This is a genomic window from Micromonospora sp. NPDC023869 (assembly GCF_055559695.1).
Genome location: NZ_JBVHKD010000020.1, coordinates 1 through 14,977, shown reverse-complemented (window position 1 = coordinate 14,977; position 14,977 = coordinate 1). Strand labels below are relative to the sequence as shown.

General features: G+C 70.6%; 13 protein-coding genes. 6 read left to right on the top strand and 7 right to left on the bottom strand.

Features of this window, described 5'->3' with window-relative positions:
- Positions 1 to 110: 110 nt before the first annotated feature.
- Positions 111 to 1,784 carry a lysine--tRNA ligase gene (lysS, locus tag ACZ31C_RS31545; protein WP_465798388.1) on the bottom strand — a complete coding sequence of 558 codons (1,674 nt, stop codon included), beginning with the start codon at positions 1,782 to 1,784 and terminating at the stop codon, positions 111 to 113.
- Positions 1,785 to 1,904: 120 nt separating this feature from the next.
- Positions 1,905 to 3,302: a condensation domain-containing protein gene (locus ACZ31C_RS31540; protein ID WP_465798387.1), complete on the bottom strand. Its 1,398-nt coding sequence runs from the start codon at positions 3,300 to 3,302 to the stop codon at positions 1,905 to 1,907.
- A gap of 231 nt (positions 3,303 to 3,533) precedes the next feature.
- On the opposite strand from ACZ31C_RS31540, the gene ACZ31C_RS31535 reads away from it, so the two are divergent.
- A complete protein-coding gene (locus tag ACZ31C_RS31535; RefSeq protein ID WP_350699624.1) occupies positions 3,534 to 3,800 on the top strand; it encodes an acyl carrier protein in 267 nt (88 codons plus the stop codon).
- Here ACZ31C_RS31535 and ACZ31C_RS31530 read toward each other — a convergent pair.
- Both ACZ31C_RS31530 and ACZ31C_RS31525 read right to left on the bottom strand, forming a co-directional pair.
- Positions 3,779 to 5,599, bottom strand: a complete 1,821-nt coding sequence (locus ACZ31C_RS31530; protein ID WP_465798386.1) for an ABC transporter ATP-binding protein — start codon at positions 5,597 to 5,599, stop codon at positions 3,779 to 3,781. The genes ACZ31C_RS31535 and ACZ31C_RS31530 overlap by 22 nt on opposite strands.
- Positions 5,596 to 7,470 (bottom strand): ABC transporter ATP-binding protein, encoded by a 1,875-nt coding sequence (locus tag ACZ31C_RS31525; protein ID WP_465798385.1) that lies wholly within the window; start codon positions 7,468 to 7,470, stop codon positions 5,596 to 5,598. Before ACZ31C_RS31525 ends, ACZ31C_RS31530 begins: the two co-directional genes overlap by 4 nt.
- 169 nt (positions 7,471 to 7,639) lie before the next feature.
- Between ACZ31C_RS31525 and ACZ31C_RS31520 the strand changes: the two genes are divergently transcribed.
- Positions 7,640 to 8,482, top strand: coding sequence for an ATP-grasp domain-containing protein (locus ACZ31C_RS31520; RefSeq protein WP_465798446.1), 843 nt, complete (start codon positions 7,640 to 7,642; stop codon positions 8,480 to 8,482).
- Positions 8,483 to 8,516: 34 nt separating this feature from the next.
- Here the strand turns inward: ACZ31C_RS31520 and ACZ31C_RS31515 are convergent, their stop codons facing one another.
- The 3 genes from ACZ31C_RS31515 to ACZ31C_RS31505 are packed head-to-tail and all read right to left on the bottom strand — an operon-like array spanning position 8,517 to position 10,826.
- The gene (locus ACZ31C_RS31515) at positions 8,517 to 9,203 is read right to left on the bottom strand and encodes a GOLPH3/VPS74 family protein (RefSeq protein WP_465798384.1); all 687 of its coding nucleotides are present in this window, start codon (positions 9,201 to 9,203) and stop codon (positions 8,517 to 8,519) included.
- The gene (locus tag ACZ31C_RS31510; RefSeq protein ID WP_465798383.1) at positions 9,200 to 9,919 is read right to left on the bottom strand and encodes a hypothetical protein; all 720 of its coding nucleotides are present in this window, start codon (positions 9,917 to 9,919) and stop codon (positions 9,200 to 9,202) included. Before ACZ31C_RS31510 ends, ACZ31C_RS31515 begins: the two co-directional genes overlap by 4 nt.
- Before the next feature lie 25 nt (positions 9,920 to 9,944).
- Positions 9,945 to 10,826, bottom strand: coding sequence for an ABC transporter ATP-binding protein (locus tag ACZ31C_RS31505; RefSeq protein WP_465798382.1), 882 nt, complete (start codon positions 10,824 to 10,826; stop codon positions 9,945 to 9,947).
- A gap of 107 nt (positions 10,827 to 10,933) precedes the next feature.
- Between ACZ31C_RS31505 and ACZ31C_RS31500 the strand changes: the two genes are divergently transcribed.
- The 4 genes from ACZ31C_RS31500 to ACZ31C_RS31485 all read left to right on the top strand — a co-directional run bounded on the left by ACZ31C_RS31500 (position 10,934) and on the right by ACZ31C_RS31485 (position 14,744).
- Positions 10,934 to 12,082 carry a sensor histidine kinase gene (locus ACZ31C_RS31500; protein ID WP_465798381.1) on the top strand — a complete coding sequence of 383 codons (1,149 nt, stop codon included), beginning with the start codon at positions 10,934 to 10,936 and terminating at the stop codon, positions 12,080 to 12,082.
- Positions 12,079 to 12,681 (top strand): response regulator, encoded by a 603-nt coding sequence (locus ACZ31C_RS31495; RefSeq protein ID WP_465798380.1) that lies wholly within the window; start codon positions 12,079 to 12,081, stop codon positions 12,679 to 12,681. The genes ACZ31C_RS31500 and ACZ31C_RS31495 overlap by 4 nt, the downstream gene beginning before the upstream one ends.
- A 215-nt stretch (positions 12,682 to 12,896) precedes the next feature.
- Positions 12,897 to 14,099, top strand: coding sequence for an alpha/beta hydrolase (locus ACZ31C_RS31490; RefSeq protein WP_465798379.1), 1,203 nt, complete (start codon positions 12,897 to 12,899; stop codon positions 14,097 to 14,099).
- 111 nt (positions 14,100 to 14,210) lie between these two features.
- Positions 14,211 to 14,744: a hypothetical protein gene (locus ACZ31C_RS31485; RefSeq protein WP_465798378.1), complete on the top strand. Its 534-nt coding sequence runs from the start codon at positions 14,211 to 14,213 to the stop codon at positions 14,742 to 14,744.
- The last annotated feature ends 233 nt before the right edge of the window (positions 14,745 to 14,977 follow it).

The following is a 14,977-nucleotide window of genomic DNA, read 5'->3' as shown; positions in this document are numbered from 1 at the left end:
GTCCTGTCGGATGTCGGGTGTCGAGGGCAGACAGCCTTCTTAACCCATCACCGACCCACCGGGCAATCCATCCCCATGGATGAGCGCGATCGACCCTGGTCGACCCCTGCTCAGCCCCGACCGGCGGTCGCGTCGGCCTCCTGCGGGGTGAGCAGCGCCCGGACCTGGTCGGCACCGAGCGTCAGCAACAGGGTCGGCAGCCGAGGGCCGGTGTCGCGGTGCACCAGGAGCTGATACACGAGACTGAAGAACGCCCGCTGGGCGGCCCGCAGCTCGGGAGTGGGCGCGGTGTCCAGCGGAAGCCCGAGCTGCTGCTTCGGCACCCCGTAGACCAGGGTGGTCAGCCCGTCCAGCGTCCAGTTCTCCGTCAGCCCCTCGGCTAGCAACCGCAACCCCTCACGCTGCACCGAGTCGAGGGAGGCCAGCAGCTCCCGGTCCGGCTCCGTCCGCACCTGCGTACGCTCCGCCGGCGCGACGTGCGTGGCGACCCAGTCCGCCGCGCGGTCGAGCCGGGGACGTACCTCGTCCAACGAACCCACCGGATCCTGCGGCGTCATGTCCCGCAGGATCCGCAGCGTCTGCTCCTCGGTGCCGGCGGTGATGTCGTACACCGACGCCAGGGTGCGGAAGGACATCGGCCGCGCGGTCTGCGGCAGCTCCACCTCGGCCGTACGCAGCGAGCGGTCCAGCACCACCGCGTCGACCTCCGACGCGGTGCCCGCCCGAACCCGCCCCACCAGGGCGTCCCACTCGTCGTAGAGCCGGCTCACCTCCTGGTCGAAGGCCACCGTGATGGACTGGTTCGGCCGACGCCGCACGTACAACCAGCGCACCAGGGCCGGTTCCAGAATCCGCAACGCGTCGTCCGGCGTCGGGGCGGCACCGGCGGAACCGCTGAGCTTGGCCGCCCCCTTGGTGCCGACGAACGAGTAGCCCCGATAGACCGGCGCCTTGCCGCCGTAGACCCGGTCGACCACCTCGCCGCCGACGGTGTAGCTGGAGCCGGGGGAGGAGTGGTCCACTCCGGCCGCCTCGAACAGGACCTGCTCGTACGCCCACCGCATCGGCCAGTCGACCTTCCAGACCAGCTTCCCCGGATCCTGCCGGTCCAGCCGGGCCTGGTCGGAGTGCCCGCAGGCGCAGGTGTAGCGGATCTGGGTGGTCTCGTCGTCGAAGGACACGATCGTGGTGTCGTCGCGCCGGCAGACCGCGCAGTAGACCTTGTACGGGTAGTAGGTGTCGTCGGCGGTCAGCCCCTCCTCGGACTCGCCCTGGTCGACCTTGGTGCGGTATCTGCCCAGCACCGAGCCGATCAGCTCCCGAGCCCGCATGGCCGTGACGACCTGCTCGCGGTATCGGCCGCTGGTGTACATGGCGGTCTGCGAGATCTCGTCGACGACCACACCGAGCTGACGCAGCGCCGCCCGGAACGGGGCCTTGAAGTGCTCGGCCCAGTTCTCGTGCTCCCCGCACGGGTCCGGCACCCCGGTCAGCGGACGGCCGACGTACTCCGCGAAGGAGGGGTCGACCCCGGCCGGAACCTTGCGCAGCCGGTCGTAGTCGTCCCAGGAGAGCAGATGCCTGCTCGGCAACCCACGCCGCCCCAACTCGTCGGCGACGAAGTGCTGGACCATGATCTCGCGCAGGTTACCCAGGTGGATCGGCCCGGACGGACTGATCCCCGAGGCACAGACGAGCACCGGTGTCCCGGGTCGGCGCTCCCACTCCGCCACCACGTCGTCGGCCACTCGCGCCACCCAGTCGCCGGCATCAACCTCAGCCACCGAACTCCCCTCCAGCCGTGTCGGCCCACCACACTAGTGCCGGCACACCGCCGTTGTCCGGACGCCTCACGAACACGCTGAGTCGCCGGCGCGCCGGTCCTGCCGTACCGCCGGACGTGGTCAGTGGGAGCCGGAACGGCCCGCCGCCGGCCGGACGCCGACGACCTGACCCGCCTGCCGCATGTCGAGATCGCCGACCGCTGCGGCGACCAGCAGCGACTCGATTCCGGCCAGCATCCGCCGGGCGTCCTCGACTCCCACGTACGCGGTGTCCACCCGCAGCTGCAACGCGGCCGCACCCGGCGCGTCCGAGACACTGAGGAACACCGTCAGGTCCTGCTGGTCCCAGCCGGTCACGTACGTGATCCGGGTGTCGCGGCACAGCGCGGCGAGATCCTCGGCCAGCTGCTGCGGATCGGACCGCACCTGCGGCAGCCCCGACCACCGCTGCTGCTCCCGGGCGTCGTTGAAGAAGACGCCGACCTGCGGCACGAACCCCCGGCGCGCCGCCACCCGCTGCCGCGCCTCGGCCAGCTCGGCGGTGTCGTGGTTGCCGTGCTGATAGGTCAGCAGGGCCTGCCGGTAGCAGCGGGTGACCAGATCGGCGAACGAACCCGTCCCGACGTCGACCCGGAACAGACCGTTCTGCACCACCGGGCCGATCATCGTCTGGAGTCGACGTTCCACCCGCCCACCGACGATCAGGGTGAGGAACACCGGATCCACGCCGGTGTGCTGGGAGACCACCGCTGCCTGGGCGGCGAGCAGGACCGCGCTGGTGCTCACCCGTTGCCGGTCGGCGAGCAGCTCCGCGGCCACCGCGACGGCCGACGACTCGATGTCGACCTGCACGATCCGCGGCGTGTGCGGCGGCTCGGACGACGGCGGCACGAGTGACTCGGGCACCTCGCCGAGCAGGTCCTCGCGGAACCGCACCGCCCGCCGGCTGCGCCTGCGTCCCGGCTCGCTCGCCTCGTACGCGGCCTGATCCAGCGGCTGCCACCTCGACTCGACCGGCTCGACCGGCACACCCGCCAGAGCGTCGCGCAGCTCCGCCTTGAGCAGCGCCAACCCGCTCGCGTCGACGGCCGCGTGCGAGACGTTCAGCACCAGCGCGGCGGGCGTCTCGTCGGCCAGGACCAGGGCGAACCGCACCGGCCACTGCCGGGCCAGGTCGAACACCGCTGCGGTCATCGCCGCGACCAACTCCTTGGCGTCCGCTGTCACCCGGTCGGGCGCCGCCGACCAGACCGGCACCGTCAGGGTGCCGGACCCGTCGACCTCCTGCCGCAGACCCGTTGCGCCCATGACCAGCCGGGTGCGGAGCACGTCGACGCGCGCGACGGCCTCCTCCAGCGCACGCCGCACCCCGGCGAGCGTGACACCCGGCGGAACCGGCACCATCTCGCGCATCGTGAAGCTCTGCGGCTGATCACCCAACCAGTCGATGACGTCCCAGATCTCCCGCTGCGCCCAGGTGGCCGCCGCCTGCGCCTGCCGTGCCTCTCGCACCGTCACCACGAGATCGTGGCCGGGCTTCCTCTCCATACCGGGATCCCCCGCTCCGGTCTGGGCGGCGGCACCACCTGTCCGGCGATGCCGCTTATGGCCGGAAGGTAGCCTATGAAGCCACTTCGGCCACTGTCAATATCGTCGGACGTCGCGGTGCCACACGGCACCTCCGGTCCATCGACGGCGGGCCATACTGGTTCCGCCCGCGATCGCGGGCGGCCCCGACTGGAGAGCGAGATGACTGAGCTGAGCCCCTCCGCCGCACCGACCGACACCGAACGCCGACTCGTCACCGAAGTGGTCGAACCCCTCCTCGGATTCACCCCCGACGAGATGAGCCAGGACCTCATCGCGCTGGGCGCCGACAGCATGCAACTGGTCCACATGCTCGCCCAGGCGGAGGACCTCTTCGACGTCGAACTCTCCGCCGTCGAGCTGATGGACAACGTGAGCGTCGCCGGGCTCGCCGCGCTCATCGACCGTCAGCTCGCCACCGGCGGCTGATCTTCACCGGACGGACCGTACGCGCGCGCCTGCATCAGGTACAGCTCCGCGTACAGCCCACCACTGGCCAGCAGATCGGCGTGTGACCCGGACTCGCGCACCGTGCCGTCCTGGAGCACCACGATCAGATCCACCATCTGCAGGGTGGAGAAGCGGTGGGAGACGAAGACGGTGATCCCGCCACGTCGCTGTGCCCGCTGGGCCGACTCGGCGTACCGGACGAAGATCGCATGCTCGGCGGCGGCGTCCAACGCCGCCGCCGGTTCGTCCAACGCCAACAGGAGCGGCTCGGTCCGCATCTGGGACCGGGCCAGCCCCAACGACTGCCACTGACCACCCGACAGCTCCTGCCCGTCGGTGAAGCCGGTGCCCAGGTATCCGTCCAGCCCACCTTCCACCGCGTCGACGACGCGCTGCGCCCCCGACGAGTCGATTGCCCGACGCACCGCCTCCTCGTCGTCGATCCGCTGCACCGCACCGATCCCGACGTTCTCCCGCAGCGTCAACTCCAGCCGGGCGAAGTCCTGGAACATCGCCGACGTCCGTGACCGCCACTGCGCGGCGTCCACCTCGTCCAGTGGCACACCGTCGACGAGGATCCGGCCCTGCGTCGGCCGGTACAGGCCGTACAGCAGCTTCACCAGCGTGCTCTTGCCCGCACCGTTCTCACCGACGATCGCCACGGTCTTGCCCGCCGGCAACTCGAAGGTCACGTCCCGCAACACCGACCGGGTGGCCCCCGGATAACGGAAACCCACCCCCTCGAACCGGATGCCCTCGCCGAGCCGGGTCGGTGCCGCCGACCCGGTCGACTCCGACGCGCCGTCCGGCACCGCACTGGCCGCCCGCAGCCACTCCAGCCGGCGTACCGTCGTGCCGAACCCCTGGAGCGTGCCGAGCAGCCCCAGACCGTTGGCGACCTGCAGACTCACCTGCACCGCAAGCGTCACCGCCAACACCACGTCGCCGACGCTGCCCCGACCGTCGGCGACGTCCCGGACCACCAGCCAGAGCGCCGCCCCGTAGCTGAGCGCGAAGAACGCCTGCCCGGCCGCACGGACCGCCGCCCCGCTCGCCTGCGCCCGCCAGACCGTCGACGTCACCGCCGCCATCGTGGCCTGCTGACGACGCACCAGGTCCGGACCGGTGCCGAACAGCCGCAACTCCTTCACCGACGACGCCGAGGTGGCCACCTGCAACAGGTGCTGCGAGCGCCGGATCCCCTCCGCCGTCTCGTCCTTGGCCCGATCCACCAGCCGCTGCGCCCGCCGCGCCAACAGCACCGGCGGCACCGCCGCCAGCGGCAGCAGCGCCAACCAGGGATTCAACAACCCCAGGAGTACGGTGGTGACCACGAGCTGACCGACCACGCCCGCCAGTTGTAGCAGCCCCTCCACCGGGACCTGCATCGGCGAGATGTCATCCCGCACCACCTGCAGTTCGTCGGCGAACCGGGAGTCGTCGAGCTGAGCCAGGTCCACGCTGCCGTTGGCCCGCTCAATCAGCTCGCCGTGCAGCTTCAACTCCATCAACTCGGCGAGCTCGAAGTACTGAAGATGCGCGAAGTGCGCCATCATCAGCTCGACGACCAGCACCACGGCCACCGCCGCCGCCAGCGTCACCGCCACGTCCGTCTGCGCCGCCAGCGCCGCGTCGACCAACCGACCGAGCAGCACCGCCACCATCGGCGAGGCCAGATAGCCCGCCGCGATCATGACGGCGGCCAGCCCGGCCCGCCGCCGGTCGGTCCGCAGCGCCAGCACCACCAGGAACCGGGCCGCCCGCCCCAACCCGCTCATCGGCCCGCCTCCGCGTCGGCGAACCGGTCGGCCTGCAGCCGGAACAACGTGGCGTAACCGCCCCCGGCGGCCACCAACTCGTCGTGGGTGCCCTGCTCCTGCACCACCCCGTCGGCCACCACCACGATGTGGTCGGCCCGACGGACCGTCGAGAACCGGTGCGAGATGACCACCGTCGTCAACCCCCGGCTGATCTCCAGGAAACGGTCGAAGAAGTCCACCTCGGCGCGGACGTCGAGTTGGCTCGTGGGCTCGTCCAGCACGATCATCGACGCCCCCGCGGCGACCTTGCGCATCGCCCTGGCCAACGCCACCCGCTGCCACTGCCCACCGGAGAGGTCCTGCCCACCGGCGTACCGGCTCGACAGCGTCGTCCACAGACCGGCGTCCAGCCCCTCGACCACCTCACGCGCTCCCGCCCGATCCAGCGCCGCCCACAGCGGCGACTCGTCGTCCGGGTCGGCACCGGCCGCCAGGTCGACGTTCTCCGCCGCGCTCAGCTCCAGCCGGACGAAGTCCTGGAACACCACCGCGATCCGGGACTGCCACTGCGCCACGTCGTACTCGCGCAGATCCCGCCCGTCCACCGTGATCCGGCCCGCCACCGGGTCGTACAACCGGGTCAGCAACTTGACCAGCGTGGTCTTGCCGGCGCCGTTGAGCCCGACGATCGCCGTCGACCGGCCCGCCGGCAACGTCAGATCCAACCCCCGCAGGACCTCCGCACCCTGCGGGGCGTACCGGAACCGCACCTGCTCGAACCGCACCTCCCGCTCCGGGCGGTCGGCCGCCGTCTCACCGGTGACCGGCGCCGCCAACGCCGCCCGCGACCGGGCCGACTGCGCGAAGTCGGTCATCGCCTCGTACGACTGGAGCCCGTACTGCGTCGGCACGTCGCTCTCCGGGAAGTGCACCCCGAAGCGGATCGGGATCAGCGCCGCCTGCACCGCCAGCCCCAGTTCCAGCACGCTCAGCCGTCCACCGGCGGCGGCCTGCGCGATCAGCACGAAGACGACCGTCGCCCCGACGAGGCCGACCGCCGCGTACCCGAGGAAGGGACGCAGGTTGATCCGCCGCCGTCCCGCCCAGAACTGCCGCAGGTAGTCCAGGTACTCCGAGCGGTGCCGCTCCCGGACCCAGCCGATCAGACCGAACACCCGGATCTCCTTGGCGAACGCCGCCCCCGCCGCCATCGACCGCACATAGGACGCGTGCCGCCAGGTCGGGAAGAGACCCTTGAGGAACGTCCCGAACCGCCCCAGCGCCCCACGCTGACCGAAGCGCACCACGAGCGCCGTCACCCCGGCCACGACCGCCGCCCACGGCGACAACGCCACCCAGAGCACCACCACCGCCCCGCCGAGTTGCCCGTACCGGGGCAGCAACGCCAGCGCACCGGCGGCGGCGTCACCCGGGGTCGGCATGGTCCGGCCGAACGCCTCCCGGGCCCGACTCAGCCGATCCAGCTCCGTCGCGTCCTCCAACGCCGAGATCGGCGCGTCCACCAACGCCGAGGTCATCAGGCGACGCGTGCACCACGCGTCCACCCGCCACGTCACCAGGTGCCCCAACGCCGTCTGCGCCGGTGCGAGCACCTGCTGGAGGAAGAAGGCCAGCGCGGCGAGACCCAACGCGAGCACCGTCGCGCTCCACGCCTGCTCGTCGCCGCCGATCGCCTCGGCGAGCCGTTGCACCATCACGCTCGTGGCCACGATGAACCCGATCGGCAGCAGACCGAGCAGGACGTTCACCGCGAGGGCCGCGCCCAGCGTCGGCACACCCGCGTGTGGGAGGAGACGGGCGATGGACAGCCAGCGGTCGAGCCGTGACCGGGCACCGCGCCACACCGCCGAGAACCGTGCCATCCGCATCCGAACCTCCGCAGGCGTCGATCGTCGGCCGATCATATCGACGGTCGTATCGATGTGTCGGTGTCGGCTTTGCCTAGCCGATCGCCGCCCTGGTCACCGGTCGAACGCCTGGGATCGTCGGCCGAGAGGGCCGGTAGCTCCGGTGGGGCAGGATGTGTCCGTGATCCTGATGGTCCCCGCGAATCCGATGCGCCCACGCCAACCCGACGACCACTTCACGGCGGAGGCGCAGGCGGCACGTGCCCTCGGATTCACGGCGGCGGTGGTCGACCACGACGCGGTGGCCCGGGGCGGGGACGCACGCCGGGCGGTCGCCCCGGTCCAGGGCCCCGGCACGGCCGTGTACCGGGGCTGGATGCTGCGCAGCGAGCAGTACGCCATGTTCGCCGAGGCGCTCGCCGAGCGCGGCGTGGTGCTGCGGACCGACGCTGCGCAGTACCGGCGGGCGCACGAACTGCCCGGCTGGTACGCCGCACTCGCTCCGGTCACCCCGCGCTCGGTCTGGACCACGGGCGCGGAGCGTGCCGACTTCGACCGCGCCCGTGTCGCACTGGGCGCGGGACCGGCGGTACTGCGCGACTACAGCAAGTCGATGAAGCACCACTGGGACGAGGCCGCGTACATTCCCGACCTCGCCGACGGCGCGGCGGCGTGGCGCGTCGCGCGCCGGTTCCTGGAGCTGCGCGAGGACGACTTCGTGGGCGGATTCGTGCTGCGGCGCTTCGAACACTTCACCTCCGCCGAGGTCCGCACCTGGTGGGTCGACGGCGAGTGCGTCCTGATCGGACCGCACCCCGACAGCCCGGACGCCGCCGCGACGGCCGAGGTCGACCTGGCCCCGGTCGCACCGCTGATCGCCGGGCTCGGCCTACCCTTCGTCACCGTGGACCTCGCGCTGCGCGCCGACGGTGTGTGGCGGGTCGTCGAACTCGGCGACGGACAGGTCAGCGACCGGCCCGCCACCGTCGCACCGCAGACACTGATCGCGGCCCTGTCCACCCAGCCCCGCTGACCGGCGGTACGCGTCCACAGCGAGTGGTCGGGCCTCAGCTTCGGGGAAGCACGGTGATGGCCGCGACGGCGCTGTTGACGACGGCGGCCGTCACGGTGCGGGTCACGGCCTCCGCTGCGGCGGTGGCGCCCCAGTCGCCCCGTTCGAGGTCCTTTGCGCGCTCGATCACCGGCGACGTCCACGGGATCTCACGATCGAACTGGGGAAGCGTTCCACTGGCGGAGAGCAGTGCCGCGAGCGCCGCGACCCGGACCGACGGCTCCGCACCTTCCACGAGGACCTGCCGGACCTCGGCCAGCAGGCGTGCACGCCGGTCGGTGCCGCCGTCCCGCAGGGTCGTGGAGCGGAACAGACCGAGCACGGTGCGCGCTTCCTGGCGGATGTCGCCACGTCGGACGAGTCGGTCCAGCACCGGCTGGCGTAGGCCGGGGCCGATCGCCGCCAGGACGGTCTGCGCGCTGCGGGGCTTGTCCGAGACGTAGTCCCAGGTCGAGCGCAGGAGGTCGTCGGAGGGTTCGTGCTCCGCGACGCCGCCGATCAGGCCCTTCGCCGTGGTCGCCAGGTGACCGCCGAGCGCGAGGTCGGCGAGGACGGCTCCGGCGAGGACGTAGAAGAGGGTGTTCTCTCCGGCGACGGTGCCGGACCGGGGCTGGAAGAGAAGCAGGAGAAGATCCTCGGCCAGGGTCGGCGGGTCCGAGGGCTTCCAGGTGTCGACGGTCATCGGCGGGGCTCCCAGCGGAAGAGTCGGGTGGCGAGGGCGACGGCGACGGCGACCCATCCCAGCGTGGGCGCCAGCAGGAGCAGGGAGTCGGCCACGGCGACGCCGCCGTTCCACGCGTTCATGGTCAGCTCGGTGGCCGCGCCGCCGGGCAGCAGCCGCTTGAGCCAGGCGAGGTCCGCCGTGCCGGTGATGCCCACCCAGCTTGCCGCGGCGATCACGCCGAGCGTGACCGGAAGCGTGGTGACCTGGGCGTGCTCGGGTGAGTTCGTCAGGCCTGCGGTGGCCAGCGCCAAGCCGACCATCATGGCGAGGGTGGCGATGGTCGCCACCATGAGCAGGAGGACGTCGGAGGGCTGACCGGCGACGACGGCCAGGGCGATGAGGATGGCGGTCACCTGCACCACGGCGAGGACGACGACGGGAAGCAACAGACCGGCGAGGATGCCGGTGTCGCTCTCGGCGGTGGAGCGCAACCGCTTGAGGAACAGGTTCTGCCGCCGCGAGGCCAGGGTGGTGACGGCGGTGGCGTAGAGCCCGAACGCGGCCACGGTGAACATCACGATCGCCGCGATGTAGCCGAGGCTGCCGATGGCGGCGAAGGTCTCGTGCTGGCGGACGAAGAACACACAGACCGCGACCGGGACGATGAGGCTGGTGATCAGGACCAGCCGGTTGCGGAAGATCTGGATCAGCTCGCTGGACGCGATGGACAACACGGTGACACTCCTGTCGAAGGTGCGGTCAGTTACCGAGGGCGCGGAACACGTCGTCGAGCCGGGTCGGTCCGGCCGTGAGGTCCCGCAGCTCCACGGCCTGGTCCTCGGCCCACCGCAGCAGCAGGTGCAGGTCCTTCTGCAGGGCGAAGGTCTCGGCCACGACCGTGCCGTCGGCGTCGACGACCGCCGCCAGCGGCAGCGCCGGCACCGCCGTGGGCAGGGTGAAGCGGATGACCGCCGGCAGGGTACGGGTCAGCTCCGTGACGCTGCCCTCGCGGTGCAGACGGCCCTGGTGCATCAACCCGATCCGGTCGGCGCGCTGCTGCGCCTCCTCCAGGTAGTGCGTGGTGAGCACGATGGTCGCACCGTTCTCCCGCATCCGGTCCACTGTCGCCCAGACGTCGTCGCGGGACTGGATGTCCAGGCCGGTCGTCGGCTCGTCCAGGAACATCAGCTCGGGGGTGCCGTAGGCGGCGGTGGCGAAGTCGAGCCGCCGCTTCTCACCGCCGGAGAGCTGCGAGACCCGCCGGCCGGCCCGCCCGGTGAGGTCCACCAGGTCGAGTACCCGGTCGACATCGTCCGTGCGCCGGGTGAGCCGGCCGACCAGACCGACGGACTCACGAACCGTGAGGTCCGGGGAGAATCCGCTCTCCTGGAGCATCACGCCCATCCGGGGACGTACCGCGCGGCGGTCCTGCGGGCTGTGCCCGAAGACACGCACCGTGCCGGAGGTCGGCTTCCGGTGCCCCTCGACGACCTCCAGGGTCGAGGTCTTCCCGGCCCCGTTGGTGCCGAGCAGTGCGTACAGTTCGCCGCGCCGGACCTGGAAGGAGAGGTCCCGTACGGCGTGGAAGTCGCCGTAAGTAAGGTTGAGTCGTTCGACGTCGATGACTGGTGTGCTGGACATGCCTCCATGACAGCGTCGATCGTCGTCACCCGTCAGTGCGATCACGTCATGACCGGATGTGACGTGGTGTCACTGGTCGGGACCGGTCACTGCCGGATACTGGGGTGGTGACTGCAAGATCGGCGCGCTTCACCGAGTCGACGCGGGGACGGCTGCGTCGGATCAACCTCATCACCTCCCTCCCGCCGGTGGTGCTCGCCGCGCTGCTCCTGCTGTACCTCGACTCGCGTACCTGGTGGCACGCTCTCGTCCTGGCCCCGGGGGTGGTGGCGGCCCTGGTCGCCTTCGAGCGGTGGACCGCGGACGACCTCGCGCGGGTCGCCCTGCCCTGCCTGATCGTCGCGGCAGCGGTGTGGCCGGTCGGTGCGCTGGTCACCGGCAGTCCGAACGCCTGGTGGGGGGTCTGCGCCGTGGGCTCCCTCGCCCTGCGCGAGGTGAGACGGCGCGTGCTGGCGGCGGTCGCGCTGCTGGCCTACGTCGCCGCCGTCGGTGCGACACGACTCCTGGTGGAGCGCGACGACGTACGCCAGGTCCTGGTCGCCTACGTCCTCGTTCCGGCCGCCCTCACCGTCGTCGTGACGCTGATGACGGTGGTGGGGGAACGGTTCTACGACCTGATCCGGGAACTCGAGCAGACCCGGGAACGCGAGGCGGAGTTGGCGGTCGTGCGGGAACGGTTCCGCTTCGCCAGCGACCTGCACGACATCCAGGGCCACACCCTGCATGTGGTCAAGCTGAAGATCGCGTTGGCGCAGAAGCTGATGGTCCGCGACACCGCACGGGCGGAGAAGGAACTGCGGGAGACGTACGCGCTGGTCAGCGACACCATCGCGCAGACCAAGGAACTCGCCCACGCGTCTCGGCGGCTCAACCTCACCGCGGAGATCGAGAACGCGAAGAACCTCTTCGAGGCCGCCAGTATCCGAGTCCGGGTGACCCGGGAGGGCGAGGTCGACTCCCGGGTCGGTGAGCTACTCGGCCAGGTGTTGCGCGAGACGACCACCAACATCCTGCGGCACGCGCAGGCGACCCAGGTCCAGATCACCCTCTCCGCGTCGGGCATCACCATCGTCAACGACGGCGTGACCGGGGACGGACCCGCCGAACTCAGCGGACTGTCCGTTCTCGGCAAGCGGGTGGCGGACGACGGAGGCGAGTTGACCGTGCAACAGCGACAAGGGCGGTTCCGGACCGCCGCGACGTTTCCGCCGGTTCCCGTCGGCACCCCCTCGACCGTGGGCAGGGACGAGCGATGACCACCATCGTGCTCGCCGACGACGAGGTGCTGCTGCGGTCGGCCCTGGCCGCACTGCTTCCCCTGGAAGGGGACATCACCGTCCTGGCCGAGGCGCACGACGGCCAGTCCGCCGTCGAGGCCACCCTGCGGCACCGGCCGGACGTACTCGTCATCGACCTGGAGATGCCCGGCGTCGACGGCCTCGGCGCGGTCGCGGAGATCCGGCGCACGCTACCGGACCAGGTGGTCCTCATGCTGACCCGGCACGCCCGTCCCGGCGTGCTGCGCAAGGCGCTGCGGCTCGGCGTCCAGGGCTTCGTCAGCAAGTCCGCCGAACCGGCCCACATCACCTCGGTCGTGGCCACCCTGCACGCGGGCAAACGCTGGATCGACCCGGACGTGTCCGCACTGGCCATCACCGAGGACTGCCCGCTCACCGAACGCGAGGCCGACGTGCTGCGGGTCACCGGCGAGGGCTACTCGGTCGCCGACATCGCCGTCCGACTGCACCTCGCGCCCGGAACCGTCCGCAACTACCTCTCCAACGCGATGCGCAAGACGCAGACCCGGACCCGCCACGAAGCGGCCCGGTACGCCCGCGAACACGACTGGCTCTGAGTCGGGCCGGAGAGTCGAGGACCGGCAGACCGGCGGACGGACTGCAGTGGACGGCCTGCCCGGCGGACGTGGTGGTGCCGCCGGCGGTACAGGCACAGGTGCAGTGCACGACGGTGCCGGTCCCGCTCGACTACGGCGACCCGGACGGCACCCAGATCGAGATCATGGTGTAGCGGATCGCGAGCACGAAGCTGGAGAAGCGGCGTGGTGTGCTGATGTTCAACCCGGGCGGGCCGGGTGGCACCGGCCTGGACCAGCCGGGGTTACTCATCGGGCAGGGACTGCCGGCCAGCGTCATGGACGCCTACGACCTGATCGGAATGGACACCCGAGGCGTCGGGCATTCCGCGTCGATGAGCTGCAACTTCACCGCCGCCGACGACTACTGGGCGAACATCCCCCCGTACGCGGTCGACGACGCGGCCGTCATCCGGCAGGCGGAGATCGCCGAAGAGGTCGCCGCCCGCTGTGCGGCGAACGACCCCGACGGGCGGCTGCGACACCTGACCACCGCCAACATGACCCGCGACCTGGACCTGATCCGCGCCACGCTCGACGAGACGAAGGCCAGCTTCTACGGGGCGTCCTACGGCTCGGCGCTGGGTGCGGCGTACGCCTCGATGTTCCCGGCCAGCACCGACCGGATCGTGCTGGACAGCAACCTCGGCGACACCCACCTCGACCGGGACGGACTGCGCCGGTTCGCGCTCGGCATGGAGCAGACCTTTTCCGACTTCGCGACGTGGGCGGCGGCACGGCACGACTCCTACGGGCTCGGCCGGACGCCGCAGCAGGTACGCAAGACCTACTTCGCCATCGCCGAGCGGCTCGATCGAACGCCATCGCCCGACGGGCTCACCGGCCCCATCTTCCGTTACCTGACCTTCGCCCACCTCTACGGAAAGATGCAGTACGGCAACCTCGCCCGGACCTGGCAGGCGTACCTCGACCCCTTCGAGACGCCGCAGCTGGCGGCGGCGGAAACCCCGAGCCCGAACGACAACGCCTTCACCGTGTTCCTCGCCGTGACCTGCAACGACGTCGGATGGGCCGAGGACGTGGACACCTACCGCCGCGCCGTGGCCGAGGACCGCAAGCGGTACCCGCTGTTCGGTGCCGCCAGTGCGAACATCACCCCCTGCGCCTACTGGACGCACGAGCCGTCCGAACCGCCCGTCGCGATCAGCACCGAGGGACCGCGCAACGTGCTGATCCTGCAGAACCGACAGGACCCGGTCACCCCGTTGGCGGGCGGCAAGCTGCTGCGCGAGAAGTTCGGGCAGCGTGCTCGGCTGGTGACCGCCAACGAGAGCGGGCACGGCGTCTACGTGCTCGGCGGCAACGCCTGCGCCCTGAACCTGACCACGTCGTACCTGGTCCACGGCACGATGCCGACCACCCACAGGACCTGCCGATGATTCCGCTTCACGCGTTAAGGCCAGATCGAATAGGCACCTTGCCGCCGCTGTCGGCCATGCGACACCTTTCTGCTCTGCAGGAATTGCGGAAGCAAACGGCATGATCGCTTCGTGCATAACCGGACCAGGATCCTTGCTCTCGCCCTTGTCGCGCTCAGCGTCGCCGGCTGCGGCGACAATCAGCCCAATACACCCACCGCGCCCGCTGCAGTCGGGTCCAGTACTTCCCCTGCAGCCTCTGCTTCCGCCCCGGCCACGCGGTGGGACGCGAGCGCCGTTCTCGACAGGTTGACCGGCGCAAGAGTTGGCCTGACCAGAGGGGCGGTCCAGGATGAAGACACTGATCCCAACGACCTTCTCGGCCGTCCCAACGGCTACACGTCCCGGGCCTCAGCTGACCTCCCTAGCGGAGACAAGGATGGCGAGAAATACACCGTCGATCGCGGCCTTGTGATAGAGGTCTTTCCAACGAAGGACGACGTCGACCGGCGCTCGACATACATCCAGGACGCGTTGAAGGCGCTGCCGGTTCTGGGTACTGAGTACCACTATCGGGCCGACGAAGGCCGAGTGCTGGTGCGCGTGTCAGGAAAGGTGAAGCCGTCGGCGGCCAAGAAGATCGAGCAGGCTGTCGCCGATTTGTAACCGGTCATGAGGCGTGAGGCTCCCGCATGCCGATGTCGTCAAGTGGGATGCCTCGCCTCTATGTGCGTCGGAGCAAGTGGAGACCGCTGCTGGCCGTACCCAGGCTCCACTCACGAGCGGTTGTTCAGCGCCATGTCGCCTAGTACTCCAACGTCACTTCGCCTGTCTGCGCTGGTAGTGGGATCGTCGGGCTTGGGCTTGGGATGTTCGCCGCCAGTATGACCAGTGCAGGG